This is a genomic window from Solirhodobacter sp. (assembly GCF_964715405.1).
Window position 1 is genome coordinate 122,164 of the sequence record NZ_CBAICG010000001.1, and the last position, 21,678, is coordinate 143,841.

General features: G+C 68.4%; 21 protein-coding genes. 16 read left to right on the forward strand and 5 right to left on the reverse strand.

Features of this window, described 5'->3' with window-relative positions:
• Positions 1-80: 80 nt before the first annotated feature.
• Entirely contained in the window at positions 81-1,235 is a 1,155-nt protein-coding gene (locus tag AC11WY_RS00580) for an MFS transporter (RefSeq protein ID WP_482921427.1), read from the forward strand.
• Positions 1,236-1,314: 79 nt separating this feature from the next.
• Here the strand turns inward: AC11WY_RS00580 and AC11WY_RS00585 are convergent, their stop codons facing one another.
• The 4 genes from AC11WY_RS00585 to AC11WY_RS00600 form a co-directional block, all read right to left on the reverse strand.
• Complete coding sequence (locus AC11WY_RS00585; protein WP_482921429.1) at positions 1,315-2,478, reverse strand: alpha-hydroxy acid oxidase; 1,164 nt, start codon at positions 2,476-2,478, stop codon at positions 1,315-1,317.
• An 81-nt stretch (positions 2,479-2,559) separates the two neighbouring features.
• A complete protein-coding gene (locus AC11WY_RS00590; RefSeq protein WP_482921431.1) occupies positions 2,560-3,144 on the reverse strand; it encodes a TMEM175 family protein in 585 nt (194 codons plus the stop codon).
• A gap of 51 nt (positions 3,145-3,195) precedes the next feature.
• Positions 3,196-3,654, reverse strand: a complete 459-nt coding sequence (locus tag AC11WY_RS00595) for a hypothetical protein (RefSeq protein WP_482921433.1) — start codon at positions 3,652-3,654, stop codon at positions 3,196-3,198.
• A gap of 173 nt (positions 3,655-3,827) precedes the next feature.
• Positions 3,828-4,460: a TetR family transcriptional regulator C-terminal domain-containing protein gene (locus tag AC11WY_RS00600; protein WP_482921435.1), complete on the reverse strand. Its 633-nt coding sequence runs from the start codon at positions 4,458-4,460 to the stop codon at positions 3,828-3,830.
• Between the two features lie 141 nt (positions 4,461-4,601).
• On the opposite strand from AC11WY_RS00600, the gene AC11WY_RS00605 reads away from it, so the two are divergent.
• Both AC11WY_RS00605 and hydA read left to right on the forward strand, forming a co-directional pair.
• A complete protein-coding gene (locus tag AC11WY_RS00605) occupies positions 4,602-5,852 on the forward strand; it encodes a Zn-dependent hydrolase (RefSeq protein WP_482921437.1) in 1,251 nt (416 codons plus the stop codon).
• A gap of 96 nt (positions 5,853-5,948) precedes the next feature.
• Positions 5,949-7,400, forward strand: a complete 1,452-nt coding sequence (gene hydA / locus AC11WY_RS00610; protein WP_482921439.1) for a dihydropyrimidinase — start codon at positions 5,949-5,951, stop codon at positions 7,398-7,400.
• Here the strand turns inward: hydA and AC11WY_RS00615 are convergent.
• A complete protein-coding gene (locus AC11WY_RS00615) occupies positions 7,397-7,795 on the reverse strand; it encodes a cupin domain-containing protein (RefSeq protein ID WP_482921441.1) in 399 nt (132 codons plus the stop codon). The genes hydA and AC11WY_RS00615 overlap by 4 nt on opposite strands.
• Before the next feature lie 34 nt (positions 7,796-7,829).
• Here AC11WY_RS00615 and AC11WY_RS00620 point away from each other — a divergent pair, with 34 nt between their 5' ends.
• The 13 genes from AC11WY_RS00620 to AC11WY_RS00680 all read left to right on the forward strand — a co-directional run bounded on the left by AC11WY_RS00620 (position 7,830) and on the right by AC11WY_RS00680 (position 21,652).
• A complete protein-coding gene (locus AC11WY_RS00620; protein WP_482921541.1) occupies positions 7,830-8,642 on the forward strand; it encodes an ABC transporter ATP-binding protein in 813 nt (270 codons plus the stop codon).
• Between the two features lie 84 nt (positions 8,643-8,726).
• Entirely contained in the window at positions 8,727-9,590 is an 864-nt protein-coding gene (locus AC11WY_RS00625) for an ABC transporter permease (protein ID WP_482921443.1), read from the forward strand.
• Positions 9,587-10,504 (forward strand): ABC transporter permease, encoded by a 918-nt coding sequence (locus tag AC11WY_RS00630; RefSeq protein WP_482921445.1) that lies wholly within the window; start codon positions 9,587-9,589, stop codon positions 10,502-10,504. The genes AC11WY_RS00625 and AC11WY_RS00630 overlap by 4 nt, the downstream gene beginning before the upstream one ends.
• 54 nt (positions 10,505-10,558) lie before the next feature.
• Positions 10,559-11,551 carry an ABC transporter substrate-binding protein gene (locus AC11WY_RS00635; RefSeq protein WP_482921447.1) on the forward strand — a complete coding sequence of 331 codons (993 nt, stop codon included), beginning with the start codon at positions 10,559-10,561 and terminating at the stop codon, positions 11,549-11,551.
• Between the two features lie 193 nt (positions 11,552-11,744).
• Positions 11,745-13,052, forward strand: coding sequence for a short-chain fatty acyl-CoA regulator family protein (locus tag AC11WY_RS00640; RefSeq protein WP_482921449.1), 1,308 nt, complete (start codon positions 11,745-11,747; stop codon positions 13,050-13,052).
• Between the two features lie 87 nt (positions 13,053-13,139).
• Positions 13,140-13,508 (forward strand): response regulator transcription factor, encoded by a 369-nt coding sequence (locus AC11WY_RS00645; RefSeq protein WP_482921451.1) that lies wholly within the window; start codon positions 13,140-13,142, stop codon positions 13,506-13,508.
• On the forward strand, positions 13,508-13,807 hold the full coding sequence (locus AC11WY_RS00650) for a hypothetical protein (RefSeq protein WP_482921453.1): 300 nt from the start codon (positions 13,508-13,510) through the stop codon (positions 13,805-13,807). Before AC11WY_RS00645 ends, AC11WY_RS00650 begins: the two co-directional genes overlap by 1 nt.
• Positions 13,807-16,479: an ATP-binding protein gene (locus AC11WY_RS00655; RefSeq protein ID WP_482921543.1), complete on the forward strand. Its 2,673-nt coding sequence runs from the start codon at positions 13,807-13,809 to the stop codon at positions 16,477-16,479. The genes AC11WY_RS00650 and AC11WY_RS00655 overlap by 1 nt, the downstream gene beginning before the upstream one ends.
• Before the next feature lie 84 nt (positions 16,480-16,563).
• A complete protein-coding gene (locus tag AC11WY_RS00660) occupies positions 16,564-17,535 on the forward strand; it encodes a FliM/FliN family flagellar motor switch protein (protein WP_482921455.1) in 972 nt (323 codons plus the stop codon).
• Positions 17,536-17,749: 214 nt separating this feature from the next.
• The gene (locus AC11WY_RS00665; RefSeq protein WP_482921457.1) at positions 17,750-19,174 is read left to right on the forward strand and encodes a UbiA family prenyltransferase; all 1,425 of its coding nucleotides are present in this window, start codon (positions 17,750-17,752) and stop codon (positions 19,172-19,174) included.
• Positions 19,171-19,605 (forward strand): GtrA family protein, encoded by a 435-nt coding sequence (locus AC11WY_RS00670; protein WP_482921459.1) that lies wholly within the window; start codon positions 19,171-19,173, stop codon positions 19,603-19,605. The genes AC11WY_RS00665 and AC11WY_RS00670 overlap by 4 nt, the downstream gene beginning before the upstream one ends.
• Positions 19,602-20,918 (forward strand): FAD-binding oxidoreductase, encoded by a 1,317-nt coding sequence (locus AC11WY_RS00675; protein ID WP_482921461.1) that lies wholly within the window; start codon positions 19,602-19,604, stop codon positions 20,916-20,918. Before AC11WY_RS00670 ends, AC11WY_RS00675 begins: the two co-directional genes overlap by 4 nt.
• Positions 20,915-21,652, forward strand: coding sequence for an SDR family oxidoreductase (locus AC11WY_RS00680; RefSeq protein WP_482921463.1), 738 nt, complete (start codon positions 20,915-20,917; stop codon positions 21,650-21,652). Before AC11WY_RS00675 ends, AC11WY_RS00680 begins: the two co-directional genes overlap by 4 nt.
• Positions 21,653-21,678: the final 26 nt, after the last annotated feature.

The following is a 21,678-nucleotide window of genomic DNA, read 5'->3' on the forward strand; positions in this document are numbered from 1 at the left end:
AAAGCGGGGCCCGCCTTGCCGTTTCTCGGGCGTCGCGCTACCTCTGCCGCGCCCGCCAGTGCTGGGCCGGAGCTCACCCCATGTCGATTCTCGCCTCGCTTCACGCCGCGCGTGCGCCACTTGCCAGCTTTGCCGCGATGGGTGTCCTCTGGGGGGCTTACGCCGGAATGGTGCCCGCGACTAAGGCCATGCTGGGCGTGGATGACGCGCAATGGGGGCTGTTGTTTCTGTGCTCGTCCTCGGCGGCGGTCTGCGCGATGCTGTTCGCGCCGCGGCTGGGCGGGCTGCTGGGCGGGGCGGTGCTGCCGGTGTCTACCTTGGCGATGGCGCTGGTCTTCGCGCTGCCGGGGCATCTGACTCAGGTGATCCTGTTCGCCCCGTCGATGATGCTGCTGGGCATGACATCGGGCTCGCTCGACGTGCTGATGAACGCGCGCGTCAGCAGCATCGAGACCGCGCGCGGGATGCACCTGATGAGCCTGAACCACGCCGCCTATTCCTTTGCCTATGCCGCGGGCGCCTCGGCCACCGGGGTGGCGCGGCTTGCGGGGTATGGGCCGGCGGCGGTGCTGACCACGGCCGCGCTGGTCGCTGCCGGGCTGGCGCTGCTGACGATCGAGCGCGACGCGCGCATCCCCGGCCTGACGCGCGGGCGCGGGGTGGGGGCGGGGCCGCTGGGTCTGGTGCCGGTGATCGGCGGGGTGGTGATCCTGATCGCCTTCCTGGCCGAGAACGCGGCCGAGGCCTGGTCGGCGCTGCACATCGAACGCACGCTGGGGGGCGAGCCGGGGGTGGGCAGCTACGGACCCGCGCTGCTGGGGCTGACGATGGGCATCGGGCGGATGTCGGGCCATGTCCTGTCGGCCCGGTTGCCCGAGGCCGCGCTGTTGCGCTGGGCCACGCTGACCGCCTCGGCAGGCGCGGTGATCGCGGCGCTGGCCCCCTCGACGGGGGTCGCCTACCTCGGTTTCATCGTGCTGGGGCTGGGGGTCTCGGTGATCGCGCCGCTGGCGCTGGCGCTGATCGGGCGACTGGTGGACCCAGCGCGGCGCACCCGCGCCATCGCGCGGGCCTCGATGCTGGGCTACCTCGGCTTCTTCTTCGGGCCGCCGTCGCTGGGCGCGCTGTCGAACGCCTTCGGGCTGCGGGTGTCCTTTGGCGCGGTGGCGGCGGCGCTGCTGCTGCTGCTGCCGCTGACGCCGATGCTGATGCGGCGCAGCCCGGCGCGGGTGTGACCGGGGAAAAGGGTGGGGGGCTGTCTGCCCCCCACACCCCCTGAGGATATTTGCGCCAAGATGAATGGTGGGGGCGGGGTCAGGCCCAACTGCCCTCGAAATCCGCCGGGATCAGCAGGTTCTCGCGGCGGAGCGCCTTGACGTCGCGTTCGCCGCAGAGCGCCATCGAGACGTCAAGCTCCTTGCGGATCACCTCGAGCGCGGTGGCAACGCCCTTCTGCCCCATCGCGCCAAGGCCGTAGATGTAGCTGCGGCCGATGTAGGTGCCGTGGGCGCCCAGCGCCAGCGCCTTCAGCACGTCCTGGCCCGAGCGGATGCCGCTGTCCATGTGCACCTCGACCCGGTCGCCGACCGCGCGCACGATGTTCGGCAGCATCCGGATCGCCGACAGCGCGCCATCCAGTTGGCGGCCGCCGTGGTTGGACACGATGATCGCATCGGCGCCGAAGTCGCCGGCGCGTTTGGCATCCTCGACGTCGAGGATGCCCTTGAGGATGATCTTGCCGCCCCACATCTCGCGCAGGCGCTTGATCTTGCCCCAGTCGAGCTGCGGGTCGAACTGCTCGTTGGTCCAGGCCATCAGCGAGGACGGGTCGCCGACGCCCTTGGCATGGCCGACGATGTTGCCGAAGAACCGCCGTCTGGTTTGCAGCATCTCCAGCCCCCAGCCCCATTTGGTGGCGAGGTTGATCATCGTCGGGATCGTCAGCTTGGGCGGCGCCGACAGGCCGTTCTTCAGATCCTTGTGGCGCTGGCCGAGGATTTGCAGATCGAGCGTCAGCACCATCGCCGAGCATTTGGCGGCCTTGGCGCGGTTGATGATGTTCTCGACGAACTCCCAGTCCTTCATCACATAAAGCTGGAACCAGAACGGTTTGGTGGTATGCGCCGCGACATCCTCGATCGAGCAGATCGACATCGTCGAGAGGGTGAAGGGCACGCCGAATGTCTCGGCGGCGCGGGCGGCGAGAATTTCGCCGTCGGCGTGCTGCATTCCGGTCAGCCCGACCGGGGCGAGGGCGACCGGCATCGCGACCTTCTCGCCGATCATCGTCGAGGCGGTCGAGCGGCCCGACATGTCCACCGCCACCTTCTGGCGCAGGCGCAGGCGCTGGAAATCGGTCGAGTTGTCGCGGAAGGTCTGTTCGGTATAGCTGCCCGACTCTGCGTAGTCGTAGAACATTTTCGGCACCCTGCGCCGGTAGATCCGTTTCAGGTCGTCGATGCAGGTGATCACGGGCATGGGCGTTGTTCCCTTATGGCGAGATTGGTCATCTTCCTTTACCGATCTCGCGTGGTTTCGGCAATCCGGCGTTGACCTCGATCAGGTCGGGCGCGTTTCCTCGGGGCGCTCGAAGCGGCGGTCGGGCACGATCCACATCAGCGCAACCAGGACGACACCCGCCAGCGCCAGCCAGTTGTTCACGAAGGCGAGCCCGAGCGCGACCAGATAGATCAGCACCGAGGCCTTGTCTTTCCACGACTTGCCAAGGGCGCGGGCGAAGTCCGACGCAGGCCCGTGCTGGGCGATCAGCGCGCGCTCCAGCAGGTAATAGGCCGCGCCGCACATCAGAAGATCGAGGATGTAGAGCGCCATCGGCACTTCGGCAAATTCGTTCTCGCCGACGAACCCGGTGGCGAAGGGCATCAGCGAGAGCCAGAACAGCAGGTGCAGATTGGCCCAGAGCACCCAGCCGCCGACATGCCTGACGGCCTGAAACATGTGGTGGTGGTTGTTCCAGTAGATGCCGACATTGGCGAAGGACAGCACGTAGGACAGGAACACCGGGATCAGCGGTTGCAGCGCGGCCAGGTCATGGCCGTGCGGCACATGCAGTTCCAGCACCATGATGGTGATGATGATGGCCAGCACGCCATCCGAGAACGCCTCGATCCGCCCCTTGGTCATTCGGTCTTCCCCGCGCCCGTCGTGGAATCCTAGGCGGGGCGGGGGCGCCGATCAAGGCATTGCGGCGCGGCGGGGGGCGGTTGGTTTCGCCGACCAAGCCCGGAACAGCGCCGCGCGGGTGCCGCGCGGATGGAGGGGAACCACCTTCGGTGCCGGCGCGGAGGGTGTATGCAGCAGGGCGTAGTCGCGCGCCATGTCCTCGGCGCGCGCGCGCACCTTGCAGAGCCGCGTCCAGAGCCGGGCCGTGGCCACCTCGCGCGCGTCGCGGTGGCTTTCGGGCGCAGTCTGCCAGCGGGCCAGCGTGGTTTCGGTGATCAGGATCTCGATCGCCGCGAGCTTGGCCACGGTGACGAAATGGCCCCACCCCCCGTCCGGCATCCGCACCGGGGAGAAGAACGGGGCGCCTTCGGCCATCAGCACGTCGGCCATGAAATCGGCGACCGGTGATCGGGGATAGATCGCGTCCAGCATCGCGCGGATGTCCTCCCGTTCTGCAACTCGTCCCAGCATGGCCAAGCCCTCCGGACTTGCGATTGACGTCTGCACAGGTTGTGCCCTCAAAGAGTCAATGTCCGGTGTAGAGCGGTGCAGAACTATGGCATTTGCGCGGAAATGCCGGGCCATTCCGGTCGGCGCGGCGTTCCGCCGATGGCGGACCGGTCGCCCGGACCGGAACCCGAGACTCAGATCGCCCCGATTCCGCGCAGGATGATGCCCTTGACGCTGTCCTTCGCCGCCTTCCACTGCCGGTCGGTCAGCGGCTTGCCGCCGTTCAGCGTCTCGATCTGGTGGCCGAAGTCGGCGTAGTGCTGGGTGCTGGCCCAGAGCATGTAGAGCAGGTGATGCGGATCGACCGGCGCCATCTTGCCCTCGTCGATCCAGCGCCGGATCAGTGCCACGCGACCCTCGGTCCAGTCCCTGAGCGTCGTTTCCAGATAGTCCTGGATCACCGGCGCGCCATGCATCACCTCGCTTGCCCAGACCTTGGAGCCGTGCGGATGGCGGCGCGAGATTTCCATCTTGGCGTCGATATAGGCGCCGATCCCCTCGGCCGGCCCGGCGGCATCATCCATGCTGTCGGCGGCGTGCAGCCAGATCTCGAAAATGTCGCGCACCAAGCGGCGGTAAAGCTCTTCCTTGGTGGCGAAGTAGTAATGCAGGTTCGCCTTCGGCAGCCCCGCCATGTCGGCGATCAACTGCATCGTCGCCCCGCCGAAGCCCGCCTCGGCAAAGACTTTCTCGGCGGCCGACAAGATGAGCGCCTCGCGCTCACGGCGGATGTCGGTGCGGCGCGGCGGGCGGGGATCGGCGGTCATGCGGGCGGAACCCTTCAAGATTTCCGTTGACCGGATGGTCAAGGTATGGTGCGCTTGCCCTGACCATATGGTCAGGATTGGATTCGGACAAGCGTCCGGCCGAAGGTGCCCCAGAGCGCCGCGGTGGACAGGGAGATCGCGATGACCGCACCCGGCGCAAACCTGCGCATCAATGGCGAGCGGCTGTGGGACAGCCTGATGGAGATGGCGAAGATCGGCCCCGGCATCGCGGGCGGCAACAACCGCCAGACCCTGACCGACGACGACGCCAAAGGCCGCGCGCTGTTCCAAGGGTGGTGCGAGGCGGCCGGTTGCTCGATGGGTCTGGACCGGATGGGCACCATGTTCGCCCGCCGCGAGGGGACCGACCCCGACGCGGCTCCGGTCTACATCGGCTCGCACCTTGATACGCAGCCGACCGGCGGGAAATACGACGGTGTGCTGGGTGTGCTGGGCGGGCTGGAGGTGCTGCGCACGATGAACGACCTCGGCATCCGGACGCGGCACCCGGTGGTGCTGACAAACTGGACCAACGAGGAAGGCACACGGTTCGCCCCGGCGATGCTGGCCTCGGGCGTCTTCGCCGGGATGCACACGCAGGACTGGGCCTATGCCCGCACGGATGCCGAGGGCAAGACCTTCGGCGATGAACTGAAGCGGGTCGGCTGGCGTGGCGACGAGGTGGTCGGCGCCCGCAAGATGCACGCGATGTTCGAGCTGCACATCGAGCAGGGGCCGATTCTGGAGGCCGAGGGCAAGGAGATCGGCGTGGTCACGCATGGTCAGGGCCTGTGGTGGCTGCAGATCACGCTGACCGGGCGGGAGGCGCATACCGGATCGACCCCGATGGCGATGCGGGTGAACGCAGGCCTCGGCATGGCGCGGATCATCGAGCGGGTGCACCAGATCGCCATGAGCCACCAGCCGAACGCGGTCGGCGCGGTGGGGCAGGCGAACGTTTCCCCGAACTCGCGCAACGTGATTCCGGGGCGTGCGGTCTTCACGGTCGACATTCGCTCGCCCGAGCAGGGCAAGCTTGACCTGATGCGGGCCGAGGTGGAACGCGCGGCCCATGCGGTCGCGGCGGAGCTTGGGCTGGGGTGCGAGATCGAGGCGGTGGGGCACTTCGACCCCGTCACCTTCGACCCCGGTCTGGTGAAGGTCGTGCGCGGCGCGGCGGAACGGCTGGGCTATTCCGACATGGATATCATCTCGGGCGCCGGCCACGACGCCTGCTGGATCAACCGGGTGGCGCCGACTGTGATGATCATGTGCCCCTGCGTGGGCGGGCTGTCGCACAACGAGGCCGAGGAGATTTCGCCGGAGTGGGCGAAGGCCGGAACGGATGTGCTGTTCCACGCCGTGCTGGAGACGGCGGGGGTGGTTTCCTGAGGCAGGCGCCGGGGGGCTGTCTGCCCCCCCGGACCCCCCGAGGATATTTGTGGACCGAAAATGGGGCGGCAGCCCCGAGGGTTTGGCGGGAGCATCATGAGCACCATCATCAAGAACGGCACCATCGTCACCGCCGACCTGACCTACAAGGCCGACGTGAAGATCGAGGGCGGTAGGATCACCGAGATCGGGCCGAACCTGACCGGCGGCACGGTGCTGGATGCCACCGGCTGCTACGTCATGCCGGGGGGGATCGACCCCCATACGCACCTGGAAATGCCGTTCATGGGCACCTATTCCTCGGACGATTTCGACTCTGGCACCCGCGCCGCGCTGGCGGGCGGCACCACGATGGTAGTGGATTTCGCGCTGCCCGCGCCGGGGCAGGGGCTGCTGGACGCGCTCAGCATGTGGCACAACAAGTCGGGCCGGGCGCATTGCGACTATTCCTACCACATGGCGGTGACGTGGTGGGGCGAGCAGGTCTTCGACGAGATGAAAACCGTTGTGGATCAGGGCATTAACACCTTCAAGCACTTCATGGCCTACAAAGGCAGCCTGATGGTGAACGACGACGAGATGTTCGCCAGCTTCCGCCGCTGCGCCGAACTGGGCGCGCTGCCGCTGGTGCACGCCGAGAACGGCGACGTGGTGGCGGAACTGTCGGCGCGGCTGCTGGCCGACGGGAACGTGGGGCCGGAAGCGCATGCCTACAGCCGCCCGCCGCAGGTGGAGGGCGAGGCGACCAACCGCGCGATCATGATCGCCGACATGGCGGGGGTGCCGCTTTATGTCGTGCACACCTCCTGCGAGGAGTCGCACGAGGCGATCCGCCGGGCGCGGATGCAAGGCAAACGGGTCTGGGGCGAGCCGCTGATCCAGCACCTGACGCTCGACGACAGCGAATACCTGAACAAGGACTGGGACCACGCCGCGCGGCGCGTGATGAGCCCGCCGTTCCGCGACAAGAAGCACCAGGACAGCCTGTGGGCCGGGTTGCAGTCCGGCAGTCTCTCCGTTGTGGCGACCGACCATTGCGCCTTCACGACCGCGCAGAAGCGCACCGGCGTTGGCAACTTCACCAAGATTCCAAACGGCACCGGCGGGCTGGAGGACCGGATGCCGATGCTCTGGACCTATGGGGTTAACACCGGACGGTTGACGATGAATGAATTCGTCGCCGTCACCTCGACCAACATCGCGAAAATTCTGAACTGCTACCCGAAGAAAGGCGCGGTGCTGGTCGGGGCGGATGCCGATCTGGTGGTCTGGGATCCGAAGGCCAGCAAGACCATCACCGCCGCCAAACAGCAATCCGCGATTGATTACAATGTGTTCGATGGCAAGGTTGTGACGGGCCTGCCGCGCTTCACGCTGACCCGCGGGCATGTGGCGGTGACCGAAGGTGCGATGACCTCGCGCGAGGGGCATGGCCAGTTCGTGGCGCGCGAGCCCAACGGCGCGGTGAACCGGGCGCTGTCGGCGTGGAAGGAATTGACGGCGCCGCGCCCGGTGCAGCGCGCGGGCATTCCGGCGAGCGGGGTCTAGGGGACCAGATGCTCCAACTCCGGCAGCAGCACGACGCTTTCCTGTTCATGCGGGTCGGTGCGGGCGATCACCGCCACGGCGGGCCGGTCCGACACGTTCATCGGCAGATGCGGCATGTCGGCCGGGATGTAGAGGATTTCGCCCTCGGACACCAACATCTTGTGTTCCAGCCGCGCGCCCCAGAACATCACAGTCTCGCCCGACACGGCGTAGATCGCGGTTTCGTGGGTGGTGTGCTTGTGGGCCTTGGCGCGGCCGCCGGGCGGGATGGTCAGCAGGTGCATGCAGATGCCTTCCGCCCCCATCCGCTCGGCCGAGACGCCTTCGACGTAGGTGAAGCCCTGCTTGCCGGCGTAGGTGGCGCTGGGGCGGATTTTCTGACATGATTTCAACATGGAAGGCCTTTCGCGTGTGCAGGATACGACGGCGATGATACAGCAGGGCGAGGCCGCTGCACAGTCGGGTGCGCCGGTGGTCGAGGCGCGCGGGCTTGGCCTGACGTTCGTCACCGATGACGGGCCGGTGCAGGCGCTGACAGGGGTCAACCTGACAATTTCCAAGGGCGATTTCGTCAGCTTCATCGGCCCTTCGGGTTGCGGCAAGACCACCTTCCTGCGCGCCATCGCGGCGCTGGAGGTGCCGACCGAAGGCACGCTGACGGTGAACGGGATGACCCCCGACGCGGCGCGGCGGGCGCGGGCCTATGGCTATGTGTTCCAGGCGGCGGGCCTGTATCCGTGGCGCACGATTGCGGGGAATGTGAAACTGCCGTTGGAGATCATGGGCTTTTCCAAGGTGGAACAGGATGAGCGTGTTCGAAAAGTGCTGGAGCTGGTGGACCTTGACGGCTTCGGCAACAAGTTCCCCTGGCAGCTTTCGGGGGGGATGCAGCAGCGCGCCAGCATCGCCCGCGCACTGGCGTTTGACGCCGATATCCTGTTGATGGACGAACCCTTTGGTGCACTTGACGAAATCGTCCGCGACAGGTTGAACGAAGAGTTGCTGAAGTTGTGGAACAGGACCGGGAAAACCATTGGATTCGTGACACATTCCATCCCCGAGGCGGTCTATCTTTCAACCCGGATCGTGGTGATGAGCCCGCGCCCCGGCCGGATCACCGACGTGATCGAAAGCCCCTTGCCGCGCGAACGGCCGCTGGAGATCCGCGACACTCCGGAGTTCATCGCGGTGGCGCATCGGGTGCGTGAAGGGCTGCGGGCGGGGCATTCCTATGAAGTCTGAACGGACCGTTCGGGGGGCACCGAAAACACACCGAAAACACACCGATTTGGCACCGACATGGACACCGATGCCGGAGGCATGCGCATGAAGTCTGCCGGGCCTGTGGCGGTGGTGCTGCTGGCGATCCTGGTGTTGTGGTATGCCGGGTCGGTCTGGCTGAACGCGCAATGGGTCTATGATCAGGCCGCGCGCGCGAACACCACGGTGACGCTGGCCGAGGTGATCCCGCAGACGCTGAACCAGAGCCGCCCGGTGCTGCCCGCGCCGCATCAGGTGGCGGTGGAGTTGTGGAAGACGGTGGTGATGACCGCGCCCACCTCGAAGCGCAGCCTGATCTACCACGGCTGGGTCACGCTTTCCGCCACGCTGCTGGGCTTTGCCATCGGCACCGCGGCGGGGGTGCTGCTGGCGGTCGGCATCGTGCACAGCCGCGCGATGGACATGAGCGTGATGCCCTGGGCCATCGCCAGCCAGACCATCCCCATCCTTGCCATTGCGCCGATGATCATCGTGGTGATGAACTCGGTCGGCGTCACCGGATTGATCCCGAAGGCGATCATCTCGGCCTACCTGAGTTTCTTTCCGGTCGTCGTCGGCATGGTGAAGGGGCTCCGCAGCCCGGACACGATGCAGATCGACCTGCTGCGGACCTACGGGGCGAGCGGGGCGCAGACATTGCGCAAGCTGCGGGTGCCGGCCTCGATGCCCTATCTGTTCACCTCGCTGAAGGTCGGGGTGGCGGCGGCGCTGGTGGGCTCGATTGTCGGCGAACTGCCGACCGGCGCGATCGCGGGGCTGGGCGCGCGGCTGCTGTCGGGCAGCTATTATGGCCAGACGGTGCAGATCTGGTCGGCACTGTTCGCGGCGGCGGCGCTGGCGGCGGTGCTGGTCGGGATCATCGGGGTGGTGCAGCGGGTGACGCTGGCGCGGATGGGGATGGACCGATGAGCATGCCGGGCGGGCGCCGCCTGACCTTGGTCGCCCTCCTGTGCGCGGTGGGGGTGGCGGTCGTGTCCATCACGATCTCGGATGCGCTGGGGGCCATCCTCGCGGTCTGGCTGGGGGCCTGGCTGCTCAATCTCTGGCTGTCGGGGCAGGGCTGGACCGGGGTGCGTTCCCTGGTGCCGACGATCTTCGGCCTGACGATCCTGCTGCTGTGGGAGATGACGGTGCGGCTTTACGCGGTGCCCGCGATCATCCTGCCACCGCCCACCGGAATCGCGCTGACCTTTGCCGCGAACCTGCCGACGCTCTGGCAGGACTTCGCGCAGACCTTCCTGAAGGGCGCGCTGGGCGGCTATGCCATCGGCTGTTCGGCGGCAATCATCACGGCGGTGCTGATCGACCGGTCGGAGTTCCTGCAACGCGGGCTGCTGCCGGTGGGCAACTTCGTCGCCGCGCTGCCGATCGTCGGAATCGCGCCGATCCTGGTGATGTGGTTCGGCTTCGACTGGCAATCGAAGGCGGCGGTGGTGGTCGTGATGGTCTACTTCCCGGTGCTGGTGAACACGCTGGAGGGCCTGCGCGCCGCCGACCCGATGCAGCGCGACCTGATGGCGACCTGGGGCGCCAGCTACGGGCAAAGCTTGCGCAAGCTGCGGCTGCCCGCGGCGATGCCCTTCATCTTCAACGGGCTGAAAATTGCGACAACGCTGGCGCTGATCGGTGCTATCGTTGCGGAATTCTTCGGCTCTCCCATCATGGGGATGGGCTTTCGCATTTCGACCGAGGTCGGGAAATTGAATCTGAATATGGTCTGGGCCGAGATCACGGTCGCGGCGCTGGCGGGCAGCGCCTTTTACGGACTTGTCGCGATGGCAGAGAAGGCGGTGACCTTCTGGCATCCGTCGCAACGGGGATAGAACGGTTAATCAACCAAGGCCGGAAACATGGCCTGCAACACGGAGGTCGGAACGATGAAGACAGTATGGGCGGGCGCGCTGGGCGCCCTGATGATGGCCGGGGCGGCGCACGCCGCCGACAAGGTCACGCTGCAACTCAAATGGGTGACGCAGGCGCAGTTCGCGGGCTACTATGTGGCGCAGGCGAAGGGCTTCTACAAGGACGCGGGCCTTGATGTCACGATCAAGCCGGGCGGCCCCGACATCGCGCCCGAACAGGTGATCTCGGGCGGCGGCGCCGACGTGATCGTGGACTGGATGGCGGCGGCGCTGGCGGCACGCGAACGCGGGCTGGGCCTGGTCAATATCGCGCAGCCGTTCAAGCATGGCGGGCTGGAGCTGACCTGCCTGAAATCCTCGGGCATCGCGACACCCGCCGATTTCAAGGGCCATACGCTGGGGGTCTGGTTCTACGGCAACGAATACCCGTTCTACGCCTGGATGGCGAAGCTGGGGATCAAGACCGAGGGCAAGCCGGATGGCGTCGAGGTGCTCAAGCAGGGCTTCAACGTCGATCCGCTGCTGCAAAAGCAGGCCGACTGCATCTCGGTGATGACTTACAACGAGTATGGTCAGGTGCTCGACGCCGGGATCAAGCCGGATCAACTGGTCACCTTCAACTACCTGACGGAAGGCGTCGGGATGCTTGAAGACGGGCTTTACACGCTGGACAAGAACCTTGCCGACCCGGCGTTCAAGGACAAGATGGTGAAGTTCGTGAAAGCCTCGATGCAGGGCTGGAAATACGCCGAGGCGCATCCGGACGAGGCGGCGCAGATCGTGATCGACAACGACACCAGCGGCGCGCAGACGCTGGCGCACCAGCAATACATGATGAAAGAGGTCGCCAAGCTGACCGAAGGCTCGACCGGCGCGCTTGACCCGGCGGACTACGCCGAGACGGTCGCGACGCTCTTGTCGGCGGTGTCGAAGGACAATCCGGCGATCACCAAGGAGCCCGCGCCGGGCGCCTGGACGCATGACATCACGGATGCCGCGCTGAAGTAAGGCACGGCGGATTGGGCAAGGAAGGCGCGTCCCGCGGGGCGCGCCTTTTTTCGTGGGCACCGGGCCGGGGCCGGGGAAGCCTCCGGCGGGAGTATTTTTGCCGAGAAGAATGGCTGCGGGTGAAAAGCTCTGGCCAAGGCATTGAGATGGGGCTTCTTTCCTGTCAAGGTTGGCGCCTATGAGGGAGGCCGCGATGTCGCGTTCGGCGCTGACGGGAAGCCGCATCCGCGAGCGGCGCTTGCTGGGCGGGGCGAAGCAGGCCGACCTCGCGCGCCTGGTCGGGGTGTCGGCCTCCTACCTCAACCTGATCGAACACAACCGGCGCCGGATCGGCGATGTGCTGTTGCGCCGGATCGCCGAGGCGCTGGGGGTCGAGGCGGCGGTGCTGACCGAGGGCGCCGAGGCCGCGCTGCTGGACGGGTTGCGCGATGCGGCGGCGGTGGCGGCCGAGGGCGGCGCGGGCGGCGAGGCGCCGGAACTCGACCGGATCGAGGAATTTGTCGGCCGCTTTCCCGGCTGGGCGCGGCTCTTGGCGGCACGGCACGGGCGGGTGGCGCTGCTGGAGCGCACGGTGGCGGCGCTGTCGGACCGGATGGCGCATGACCCGGTGCTGTCATCGGCGCTGCATGAGGTGTTGTCGGCGCTGACCGGTGTGCGATCCGCCGCGACGATCCTGGCCGAGACCGAGGATCTGGAGCCGGAGTGGCGGGCGCGGTTCCAGGGCAACCTGAGCGCCGACGCCGACCGGCTGGCGCTGGGCGCCGAGGCGCTGGTGGCCTATCTCGACGGCCCCGTGGGCACCGAAACCGCGCTCGCCTCGCCGCTGGAAGAGGTGGAGGGGTGGCTGGCGGCGCGCGGCCACCATCTGGCCGAGGTCGAGACCGGCAGCGCGAGCGCGGATACGCTGATCGGCGCCGCCTTCGCCACCCTCTCGGCCCGGCGCATCGCGACGGGCATTGTCGCACGGTACGCCGCCGACGCGGCGCGGCTGCCGCTGGCGCCGTTCCGGGCGGCCTGGGCGGCGGCGGCGGGCGACCCGGCGGCGGTGGCGGCGCGCTTTGGCACCGATCTGGCGGCGGTGCTGCGGCGCGTCGCAAGTCTGCCGGAACAGGCGGGTGCCGGTCTGGTGATCTGCGACGGGGCAGGGGCGCTGACCTTCCGCAAGCCGACCGAAGGCTTTGCGCTGCCGCGCTTTGGCGCGGGCTGCCCGCTTTGGCCACTGTATCAGGCGCTGTCGCGGCCGATGGTGCCTCTGCGCACCACGGTGGAGATGGCGGGGCGCAGCCCGCGGCGCTTTCGCACCTTCGCCGTCTGCCAGCAGATGCGCCCGGCCGGGTTCGATGCACCGCAGGTGCTGGAGGCGACGATGCTGGTGCTGCCCGATGCGGGCCCCGATCGGGGCGCGGAGGCGGCCGAGCCGGTCGGGCCGACCTGCCGGATCTGCCCGCGCGAGGGTTGCCCGGCGCGGCGCGAGCCGTCGATCCTGATGGAGGAATTCTGAGGCGCGTTTTGACAGCCGCGCGGTTCTTCGCGATAGTCATCGAAACGACATGCCCGAAGGGCGGCGTTGGGGGAGAGGAAGCACCGCATGGGCAAGCATGTCCTGCTGGTCGAGGACGAGCCGAACATCATCGAGGCGATCCGGTTCATCCTGACGCGCGACGGCTGGCGCGTCAGCACGCATTCGGACGGCATCGACGCCGCCGCCGTGATCCGGGCCGCGGCGCCCGACGTGGTCGTGCTGGACGTGATGCTGCCGGGCCGGTCCGGTTTCGAGATCCTGCAGGACCTGCGCGCGGCCGAGGCGACGCGGACGTTGCCGGTGCTGATGCTGAGCGCCCGCAGCCAGATGCGCGACCGCGAGATGGCGGAACGCTATGGCGCCAGCCGGTTCCTGACCAAGCCCTTCGCCAATACCGAGATCGTCGCGGCGCTGCGCGACCTGGCGGGGCTGTGATGGCGATGCGGCGCGCCCTGTTTCTGGCGCGGCGCAGCTATCGGCTGCGGCGGGTGATGGATGCGGCGCGGCTGCTGCCGATCCTGGGGTTCTTCCTCTTTCTGATGCCGATCCTCTGGGGGCCAGGGGAAACCGACGTGCGCCCGACCGCCTTTGACGGGGTCTACCTGTTTCTGGTCTGGCCCGCGCTGATCCTGGCCGCCTTCGGGATCGCCCGCGTGCTTGGTCCGGTGACGGGCGCCGAGGGGGCCGAGGCCGAAGCGGCCGAGGTCGGGGGACGCGACGAGGCTGCGCGATGATCGCCTTCCGGCTGCTGGTTCTGGTCTGCCTGCTTTACGTCGGGATGCTGTTCCTCGTGGCTTTCGTCGTCGAGCGGCGCGCGGCGCGCAGTGGCGTTGGCTGGCTGCGCTCGCCGCTGGTCTACACGCTGTCGCTGTCGATCTACTGCACGGCCTGGACGTTTTACGGCGCGGTCGGCTACGCCGCACGCTCGGGGCTGGAGTTCGTCACGATCTACCTTGGCCCGACGCTGGTCTTCATCGGCTGGTGGTGGTTCCTGCGCAAGCTGGTGCGGATCGGCAAGTCCCAGCACGTGACCTCGATTGCCGACCTGATCTCGTCGCGCTACGGCAAGTCGAACCTGCTGGGGGTGATCGTCACGCTGTTCGCCGTGGTGTCGGCGATGCCCTACATCGCGCTGCAACTGCAATCGGTGGCGCTGTCGTTCGGGGCCTTCGCCGACGCCGCGCCCAAGGGCTGGGCGATCGAGGGGCCTGACAGCACCGCGTTCTGGGTGGCGGTGGGGCTGGCGGTGTTCACCGTGCTGTTCGGCACCCGCAACCTTGACGCCAACGAACAGCATCGGGGCGTGGTGACGGCGATCGCTGTCGAGGCGGTGGTGAAGCTGGTCGCGCTGCTGGCGGTCGGGGTGTTCGTGGTCTGGTACGTGGCGGATGGCCCGGCCGACATCATCGCCCATGTCAATGCCTCGCAGATCGCCGCGTGGCAGTTGCGGCCGGGGCGCTGGGTCGGGCTGACCTTCCTTGCCGGGGCGGCGGTGGTGACATTGCCGCGCATGTTTCAGGTGCTGGTGGTCGAGAACGGCCACGAGCGGCAGCTTGTGACGGCCTCCTGGGCCTTCCCGCTTTACCTCTTCGCGATGAGCCTTTTCGTGGTGCCGATCGCCGTGGTCGGGCTTGAGGTGATGCCGAATGGGTCCAACCCCGATCTCTTCGTGCTGTCGCTGCCGCTGGCGCTGCATCAGGGTGCGCTGGCGATGCTGGCCTTTCTGGGCGGGTTTTCCAGCGCGACCTCGATGGTGGTGATGGAGGCGATCGCGCTGTCCACGATGGTGTCGAACCACATCGTGATGCCGGTCTGGCTGAAGTTCGTCGCACCCCGGGCGACGCTGTCGGGCGACGTGCGCCGCGTCGTGCTGTTGTCGCGCCGCATCTCGATCGGCGGGGTGCTGGCGATGGGCTATGGCTACTATCGCCTCACCGGCGGCGGCGAGGCGCTGGCGGCGATCGGGCTGATCTCTTTCGCGGGGGCCGCGCAGGTGCTGCCCGCGATGGTGGGCGGCATGTTCTGGCGCGGCGCGACGCGGGCGGGGGCGGCGACGGGGCTGATCCTCGGCTTCACGCTCTGGCTTTACACGCTGTTCCTGCCGAGCTTCGGCGATACCGGGCTCTTGTCGCCCGCGGTCATGGCACAGGGGCCGTTCGGGCTGGGCTGGCTGCGGCCGCACGCGCTGTTCGGGGTCGAAGGGCTCGATCCGCTGCTGCACGCGCTGTTCTGGTCGATCGCGCTGAACACGCTGGCCTTCTGCGCGGTGTCGCTCTTGACCTTTCCCAGCCCGGTGGAGCGGTTGCAGGGCGCGCAATTCGTCAACGCCTTCGACCGCGGCCCCGGCGCGCACCGCTGGAGCCGGGGGCTGGCCGATGCCGAAGACCTGCTGGTGATGTCGCAGCGCATCCTTGGCCCGGACACCGCGCAGGCGTTCTTTGGCGCTCAGGCGCGGGCGCAGGGCCTTGAGGGGTTGCTGCCCGAGACGACGCCCGAATTCGTCGACCGGCTGGAGCGGCTGTTGTCGGGCTCGGTCGGGGCGGCGACGGCCCATGCGATGATCGCGCAGATCGGCGGCGGTGCCGCGGTGTCGGTTGAAGACCTGATGGCGGTGGCCAACGAGACCGCGCAGATGATGGAATACTCCAGCCAGTTGGAGGCGAAGTCGGAGGAACTGACCCGCACCGCGCGCCAGTTGCGCGAGGCGAACGCCAAGCTGACGCAACTGTCGTTGCAGAAGGATGCGTTTCTGGGCCAGATCAGCCACGAGTTGCGCACGCCGATGACCTCGATCCGGGCGTTTTCGCAGATCCTCATGGGCGGCGCGCTGCCCGAGGCCGAGGCGGCGCGCTTTGCCGGCATCATCCAGGACGAGACGATCCGACTGACCCGGCTGCTGGACGACCTGCTGGACCTGAGCGTGCTGGAAAACGGTCAGGTGACGCTGAATGAAACCGAGGTGAGCCTGCGCGGGCTGATCGACCGGGCGCTGGTGGCTGCGGCGCCGGGGGAGTTGACGATCGAGCGCGAGGCGGCGGCGGAGGCGGTGACGCTGCACACCGATGCGGACCGGCTGAGCCAGGTGTTCATCAACCTCGTCTCGAATGCGCGCAAGTATTGCGACGCGGCCCGACCCCGGCTGAAGATCGTGGTGCGGGCACGCGGCGCGCAGGTCGAGGTGGATTTCATCGACAATGGCGCGGGGATTCCCAAGGAGTCGCAGGCCCTGATTTTCGAGAAATTCGCCCGTCTGGGCGATCAGAGCCGCGCGGGCGGTGCGGGCCTTGGCCTCGCCATCTGCCGCGAGATCATGGCCAACCTCGGTGGCACCATCGCCTATCTGCCGGGGCAGGGCGGTACGGCCTTCCGTATCAGCCTGCCGCGGCGGATCGCGCGCGCGGCCTGATGCGGTCTGATGCGGCGTCAACCTATTCTAAACGCTCGTCTGGCAAGGCTGGGGCTTGCGACCGGACAGGCAGAAGGCAGGGCGGTGGATAGCGCGGGATCGGTTCTCAGACGCAAGACGGGCGCGGCGCGGCTGCGGCCCGACACGCCGGGCGAGGCTGCGGCGGTGCGGGCGCTGCGGCTGGCGTTGGGCCGGGCCGGGCAGGCGGTGCCTGGCCTCGGGCTGGAGGTTGCGGGCCTGACCGAGGCGCGGTTGTCGCTGAGCGAACTGCTGGACCTGCCACCCGATCGGGCGCTGTTGGCGATGATCGAGGGGCCGGGCGAGGCGTTGGGCCTGATCGCGCTGTCGCCGGGCGTTCTGGCCACCCTGATCGAAGCGCAGACCACCGGCCGCGTCGGGCAGGGCGATCCGGCCGTGCGCAAGCCCACGCGCACCGATGCCGCGATGTCGGCCGGGCTGATCGACCGGGTGTTGACCGGGCTCGGTGCCGAACTCGATGCCTCGCCGGACCGGGTCTGGGCCGGGGGGTTCCGCTACGCCTCGTTCCTGGAGGATCCGCGCCCGCTGGAACTGCTGCTGGAGGATACGCCCTACCGGGTGTTTCGCGCCGCCCTGACCCTGGCGACCGGGGCCCGGCAAGGCGAGGTGCTGCTGGCCCTACCGGCCGCCGGGCGCGGCAAGGCGCCTGCGACCGCCCTGCCGCTGACGGCCGCAGCCGCGCCGGTGGCGCCGCCATCGACGCTGGCCGAGGTCGCGCTGGCCGCGCCCGCGCAACTGACCGCCGTGCTGCACCGGCTGACGATCCCGCTGTCGGCGGTGCTGGGGCTGAAGCCGGGCGACGTGGTGCCGGTGCCCTCGGCCGCGCTCGACCAGATCGTGATCGAGGGGCTGGACGGGCGGCGCCTTGCCGAGGGCAAGCTGGGCCAGAACCGTGGCCATCGTGCCGTGCGACTGGCCGCGGCGCCGGGCCGGACGGCCGCCGCCGCGCCGCCGCAGACGCCCCCCGGATTCGTCGCCGAGGCCGCGTCGACACCGCCCCGCGCGGCCGTCGGCTGACGTGGGCGGTTGGCTAACGTGGGCGGTTGGCTAACGCGGGCGGTCGGCTGACGTGGGCGGTTGGCTGACGCGGGCGGGCGGCTGACGCGGGCGGGCGGCGGCACTTGTTGCAGCGCGGCCCGCCAGGCGAAAAAACCTCGACTGGTGAACCGGATGCTGTTTTCTCCGCCGCCACGCCCGGCATAGAGTGCCGCCGGGCAGGACGGAGCGCATGATGGCTGATCGGACCCTGGTGGTCGACCTTGACGGAACGCTGATCCGGTCGGACATGCTGGTGGAAAGCTTCTGGGCGGCCTGCGCGCAGCGTTGGACGGCGCCGTTTCTGGCCCTTGCAAGCCTGTGGCGGGGGGGGCGCCCGGGGTTGAAGGCACGACTGGGCGAACTCGGCCCGGTGGACCCTGCGGGACTGCCCTACAACGCCGCGGTGCTGGATTACATCGCGCGCTGGCGGGCGGCGGGCGGGCGCACCGCGCTGGTGACCGCCTCGGCGCAGGGGCTGGCCGACCGGGTCGCCGCGCATCTGGGCATGTTCGACGAGGTTCACGGCTCGACCGCGACCGAAAACCTGAAGGGCGCCGCCAAGGCCGCCTTCCTGACAACCCGCTTTGGCGCCGCCGGGTTCGACTACATCGGCGATGCCGAGGCCGATCTGCCGGTCTGGGCGGTGGCGCACAAGGCGATTGTCGTCGGCACCTCGGCCGCGCTGCTGGACAAGGTCAGAAGCCTTGGCCGCGAGGTCGAGACGCTGGCCGCCCCGCCGCCCGCGCCGCGCGTCTATCTGCGCGCGCTGCGCCCGCACCAGTGGCTGAAGAACCTGCTGGTCTTCCTGCCGGTGCTGGCGGCGCACAAGCTTCATGCGCCGACGCTGGCGCAGGCGCTGCTGGCCTTCGCGGCGTTCAGCCTGATCGCGTCGAGCGTCTATGTGATCAACGACCTGATGGACCTTGCGTCCGACCGCGCCCATCCGCGCAAGCGACTGCGCCCCTTCGCCAGCGGGGCGATTCCGCTGACCCACGGCACCGCGATGGCGCCCGCGCTTTTGCTGGCGGGGCTTGCGCTGGCGCTGCCGCTGGGCCTGCGCTTTCTGGGCGTTGTGCTGGAATATTACGCGCTGACGACGGCCTATTCGTTCTACTTCAAGCGGCGGCTGGTGGTCGATATCGTCGTGCTGGCCGGGCTTTACACCCTGCGGATCGTTGCCGGGGGGGCCGCTACGGGCATCCCGCTGTCGGTCTGGTTGCTGGCCTTCTCGGTGTTCTTCTTCTTCTCGCTGGCGGCGGTGAAGCGGCAGGCCGAACTGGTCGACGGCGCGACGGCGGGCAAGGTCAAGGTGGCGGGGCGAGGCTATGTTCCGGAAGACCTGCCGCTGGTCGAGATGATGGCGACCAGTTCGGGCTATGTCTCGGTTCTGGTGATGGCGCTCTACCTGAATTCGCCGGAGGTCACGCGGCTTTACCACCACCCGACCGCGCTGTGGGGGATTTGTGTCGTGCTCTTGTACTGGATCAGCCGGGTGGTGATGCTGACGCATCGCGGGCAGATGAATGACGATCCCGTCGTCTTCGCGACCAAGGATCAGGTCAGCCTCGGCTGTGGCCTTGCCATTCTTGGCTGCGCGCTGGCGGGGGCACTGCATTGACCCTGGCGCGGTTGAGCCTTGGCGCGCTGGTGCTGCGCTACGGCGCCTTCGCGGCGGTGGCGACGGTGGTGAACCTTGGCGTGCAGCGCGCGGCGCTGGAGGCGGTGCCGCTGCTCGCGCCCGCGATGCTGGCGGGAACGGCGGCGGGTCTGGTGGTGAAATACCTGCTCGACAAACGCTGGATCTTCTTTGACGGCGCCACCGGGGCGGCGGCGCATGGCCGCAAGTTCGCGCTTTACACCGCGATGGGGCTGGTGACGACGCTGATCTTCTGGGGCTCGGAAACGGCGGCCTGGGCGATCTGGCACAGCGAGGCCGCGCGCGAGACGGGCGCGGTGCTGGGGCTGATGGTGGGTTATGTCGTCAAGTTCCGGCTCGACCGGCGCTTTGTGTTCACCGATGCGCGGCTCGGGATCGGGGGCGCGGCATGATCCTGTCGGGCTGGGGTCGCACCACGCGGCAGCCGTGCCGGGTGAGCCGCCCGCGCAGCGAAGACGAGTTGGCCGCCCGTGTGGCCGAAGGCGGGCTGATCGCGCGCGGCGCGGGCCGGGCCTATGGCGACGCGGCGCAAAGCGTGGACAACACCGTCGACATGGGCGGCTTTGCGCGGATGCTGAGCTTCGATGCCGAAACCGGGCAACTGGTGGCCGAGGCGGGGGTCTGGCTGGCGGATGTGATCGCGACCTTCCTGCCGTGCGGCTGGTTCCCCGCGGTGACGCCGGGCACACGGTTTGTCACGCTGGGCGGTGCGGTCGCCGCCGACGTGCACGGCAAGAACCACCACCGCGAGGGCTCGTTCGGCGCCTTCGTGGACTGGATCGAGTTGATGGGGCCGGATGGCGCGGTGCGCCGCCTGGGGCCGGGGGATGACCTGTTTCGCTGGACGCTGGGCGGAATGGGGCTGACCGGCGTGATCCTGCGGGTCGCCCTGCGGCTGCGGCGGGTGGAAACCGGGTGGATCACGCAGCGCACCATCGCGGCGCCCGATCTGGCATCCGCGATGGCGGTGTTCGAGGCGAATGCCGACGCGACCTACTCTGTCGCCTGGATCGACTGTCTGGCGCAGGGTGCGGCGCTGGGGCGGTCGCTGGTGATGCTGGGCGAACACGCGCAGGTTGCCGCCCTGCCGGGGGCCCGGCGGCAGTTCCCGTTCGACGTGCCCGCGCGGCGGCGGCTGACGGTGCCGTTCGATGCGCCGGGCTTTGCGCTGAACCCGCTGACGGTGCGGGCCTTCAACGAGGTCTACTGGCGGCTGGGCAAGCGCAAGGCGGGCACCGCGCTGGTGCCGTGGGATGCCTATTTCTACCCGCTCGACGCGATCGGGGACTGGAACCGCATCTATGGCCGCCGCGGCTTCGTGCAGTTCCAGTGCGCCTTGCCGCTGGCCGCGTCGGCCCGGGCACTGTCGGACCTGCTGACGGCGATCTCGGCGTCGGGGCAGGGCTCGTTTCTGGCGGTGTTGAAGCGGTTCGGCCCGCAGGCCACGCCGTTCTCGTTTCCGATGGACGGTTACACGCTGGCGCTGGATTTTCCGCTGCATGGCGGCACCCGGACGCTGCTGGACCGGCTTGACCGGATCGTGGTCGCGGCGGGCGGGCGCTTCTATCTGGCGAAGGATGCGCGTATGTCGCGCGAGACCTTGTGGCAGGCCGACCCCCGCGCGGCGGGGTTCGCGGCGCTGCGGGACAGGCTGGGGCTGCGCGCGGCGTTCGCCTCCACTCAATCGGAAAGGCTGGGACTATGACCAAGGGCGCTGTGCTGATCCTGGGCGGCAGATCGGATATCGGGCTGGCCATTGCGCATGCCTTCGCGGCCGGGGGGCATCCGGTGATGCTCGCCGCGCGCGGGTCCGCGACGCTGGAAACCGACCGCGCCGACATCGCGCTGCGCCACGGCGTGACGGTGACGCTGCACGACTTCGACGCGCTGGATACCGCGAGCCATCCAGGCTTCGTCGATGGCCTGCCGAGCCTGCCCGAGATTGCGGTCTGCGCCGTGGGTGCGCTGGGCAATCAGGCGGGTGACGAACACGACCCCGCCGCCGCCATCGCCGTGATGCGCGCGAACTTCGAAGGCCCGGCGACGATCCTTGCCGTGCTGGCCGACCGGTTCGAGGCGCGCGGGCGCGGCACGCTGGTCGGCATCAGTTCCGTCGCGGGCGAGCGCGGGCGGGCCACGAACTACATCTACGGCGCCGCCAAGGCGGGGTTCACCGCCTACCTTTCCGGTCTGCGCAACCGGTTGGCCAAGCAGAACGTGCATGTGCTGACCGTGCTGCCGGGCTTTGTCGCCACCCGCATGACGGCCGGGATGGACCTGCCCGCCAAGCTGACCGCAACGCCGCAAGCGGTCGGCGCCGCCGTGCGCCGCGCCGTCGAGACGCGACGCAACGTGATCTATGTAAAGCCGATCTGGTGGCTGGTGATGGCGGTCATCAAGGCGATCCCCGAGCCGGTGTTCAAGAAGCTGAAGCTCTGACGGGCGATCCGGGCAGGGGGCCGCGC

Excerpts from the sequence above, each read along its gene's own strand:
- AC11WY_RS00580 (WP_482921427.1), top strand. The coding sequence starts at position 81 with ATGTCGATTCTCGCCTCGCTTCACGCCGCGCGTGCGCCACTTGCCAGC.
- AC11WY_RS00585 (WP_482921429.1), bottom strand. The coding sequence starts at position 2,478 with ATGCCCGTGATCACCTGCATCGACGACCTGAAACGGATCTACCGGCGC.
- AC11WY_RS00590 (WP_482921431.1), bottom strand. The coding sequence starts at position 3,144 with ATGACCAAGGGGCGGATCGAGGCGTTCTCGGATGGCGTGCTGGCCATC.
- AC11WY_RS00595 (WP_482921433.1), bottom strand. The coding sequence starts at position 3,654 with ATGCTGGGACGAGTTGCAGAACGGGAGGACATCCGCGCGATGCTGGAC.
- AC11WY_RS00600 (WP_482921435.1), bottom strand. The coding sequence starts at position 4,460 with ATGACCGCCGATCCCCGCCCGCCGCGCCGCACCGACATCCGCCGTGAG.
- AC11WY_RS00605 (WP_482921437.1), top strand. The coding sequence starts at position 4,602 with ATGACCGCACCCGGCGCAAACCTGCGCATCAATGGCGAGCGGCTGTGG.
- hydA (WP_482921439.1), top strand. The coding sequence starts at position 5,949 with ATGAGCACCATCATCAAGAACGGCACCATCGTCACCGCCGACCTGACC.
- AC11WY_RS00615 (WP_482921441.1), bottom strand. The coding sequence starts at position 7,795 with ATGTTGAAATCATGTCAGAAAATCCGCCCCAGCGCCACCTACGCCGGC.
- AC11WY_RS00620 (WP_482921541.1), top strand. The coding sequence starts at position 7,830 with ATGATACAGCAGGGCGAGGCCGCTGCACAGTCGGGTGCGCCGGTGGTC.
- AC11WY_RS00625 (WP_482921443.1), top strand. The coding sequence starts at position 8,727 with ATGAAGTCTGCCGGGCCTGTGGCGGTGGTGCTGCTGGCGATCCTGGTG.
- AC11WY_RS00630 (WP_482921445.1), top strand. The coding sequence starts at position 9,587 with ATGAGCATGCCGGGCGGGCGCCGCCTGACCTTGGTCGCCCTCCTGTGC.
- AC11WY_RS00635 (WP_482921447.1), top strand. The coding sequence starts at position 10,559 with ATGAAGACAGTATGGGCGGGCGCGCTGGGCGCCCTGATGATGGCCGGG.
- AC11WY_RS00640 (WP_482921449.1), top strand. The coding sequence starts at position 11,745 with ATGTCGCGTTCGGCGCTGACGGGAAGCCGCATCCGCGAGCGGCGCTTG.
- AC11WY_RS00645 (WP_482921451.1), top strand. The coding sequence starts at position 13,140 with ATGGGCAAGCATGTCCTGCTGGTCGAGGACGAGCCGAACATCATCGAG.
- AC11WY_RS00650 (WP_482921453.1), top strand. The coding sequence starts at position 13,508 with ATGGCGATGCGGCGCGCCCTGTTTCTGGCGCGGCGCAGCTATCGGCTG.
- AC11WY_RS00665 (WP_482921457.1), top strand. The coding sequence starts at position 17,750 with ATGGCTGATCGGACCCTGGTGGTCGACCTTGACGGAACGCTGATCCGG.
- AC11WY_RS00675 (WP_482921461.1), top strand. The coding sequence starts at position 19,602 with ATGATCCTGTCGGGCTGGGGTCGCACCACGCGGCAGCCGTGCCGGGTG.
- AC11WY_RS00680 (WP_482921463.1), top strand. The coding sequence starts at position 20,915 with ATGACCAAGGGCGCTGTGCTGATCCTGGGCGGCAGATCGGATATCGGG.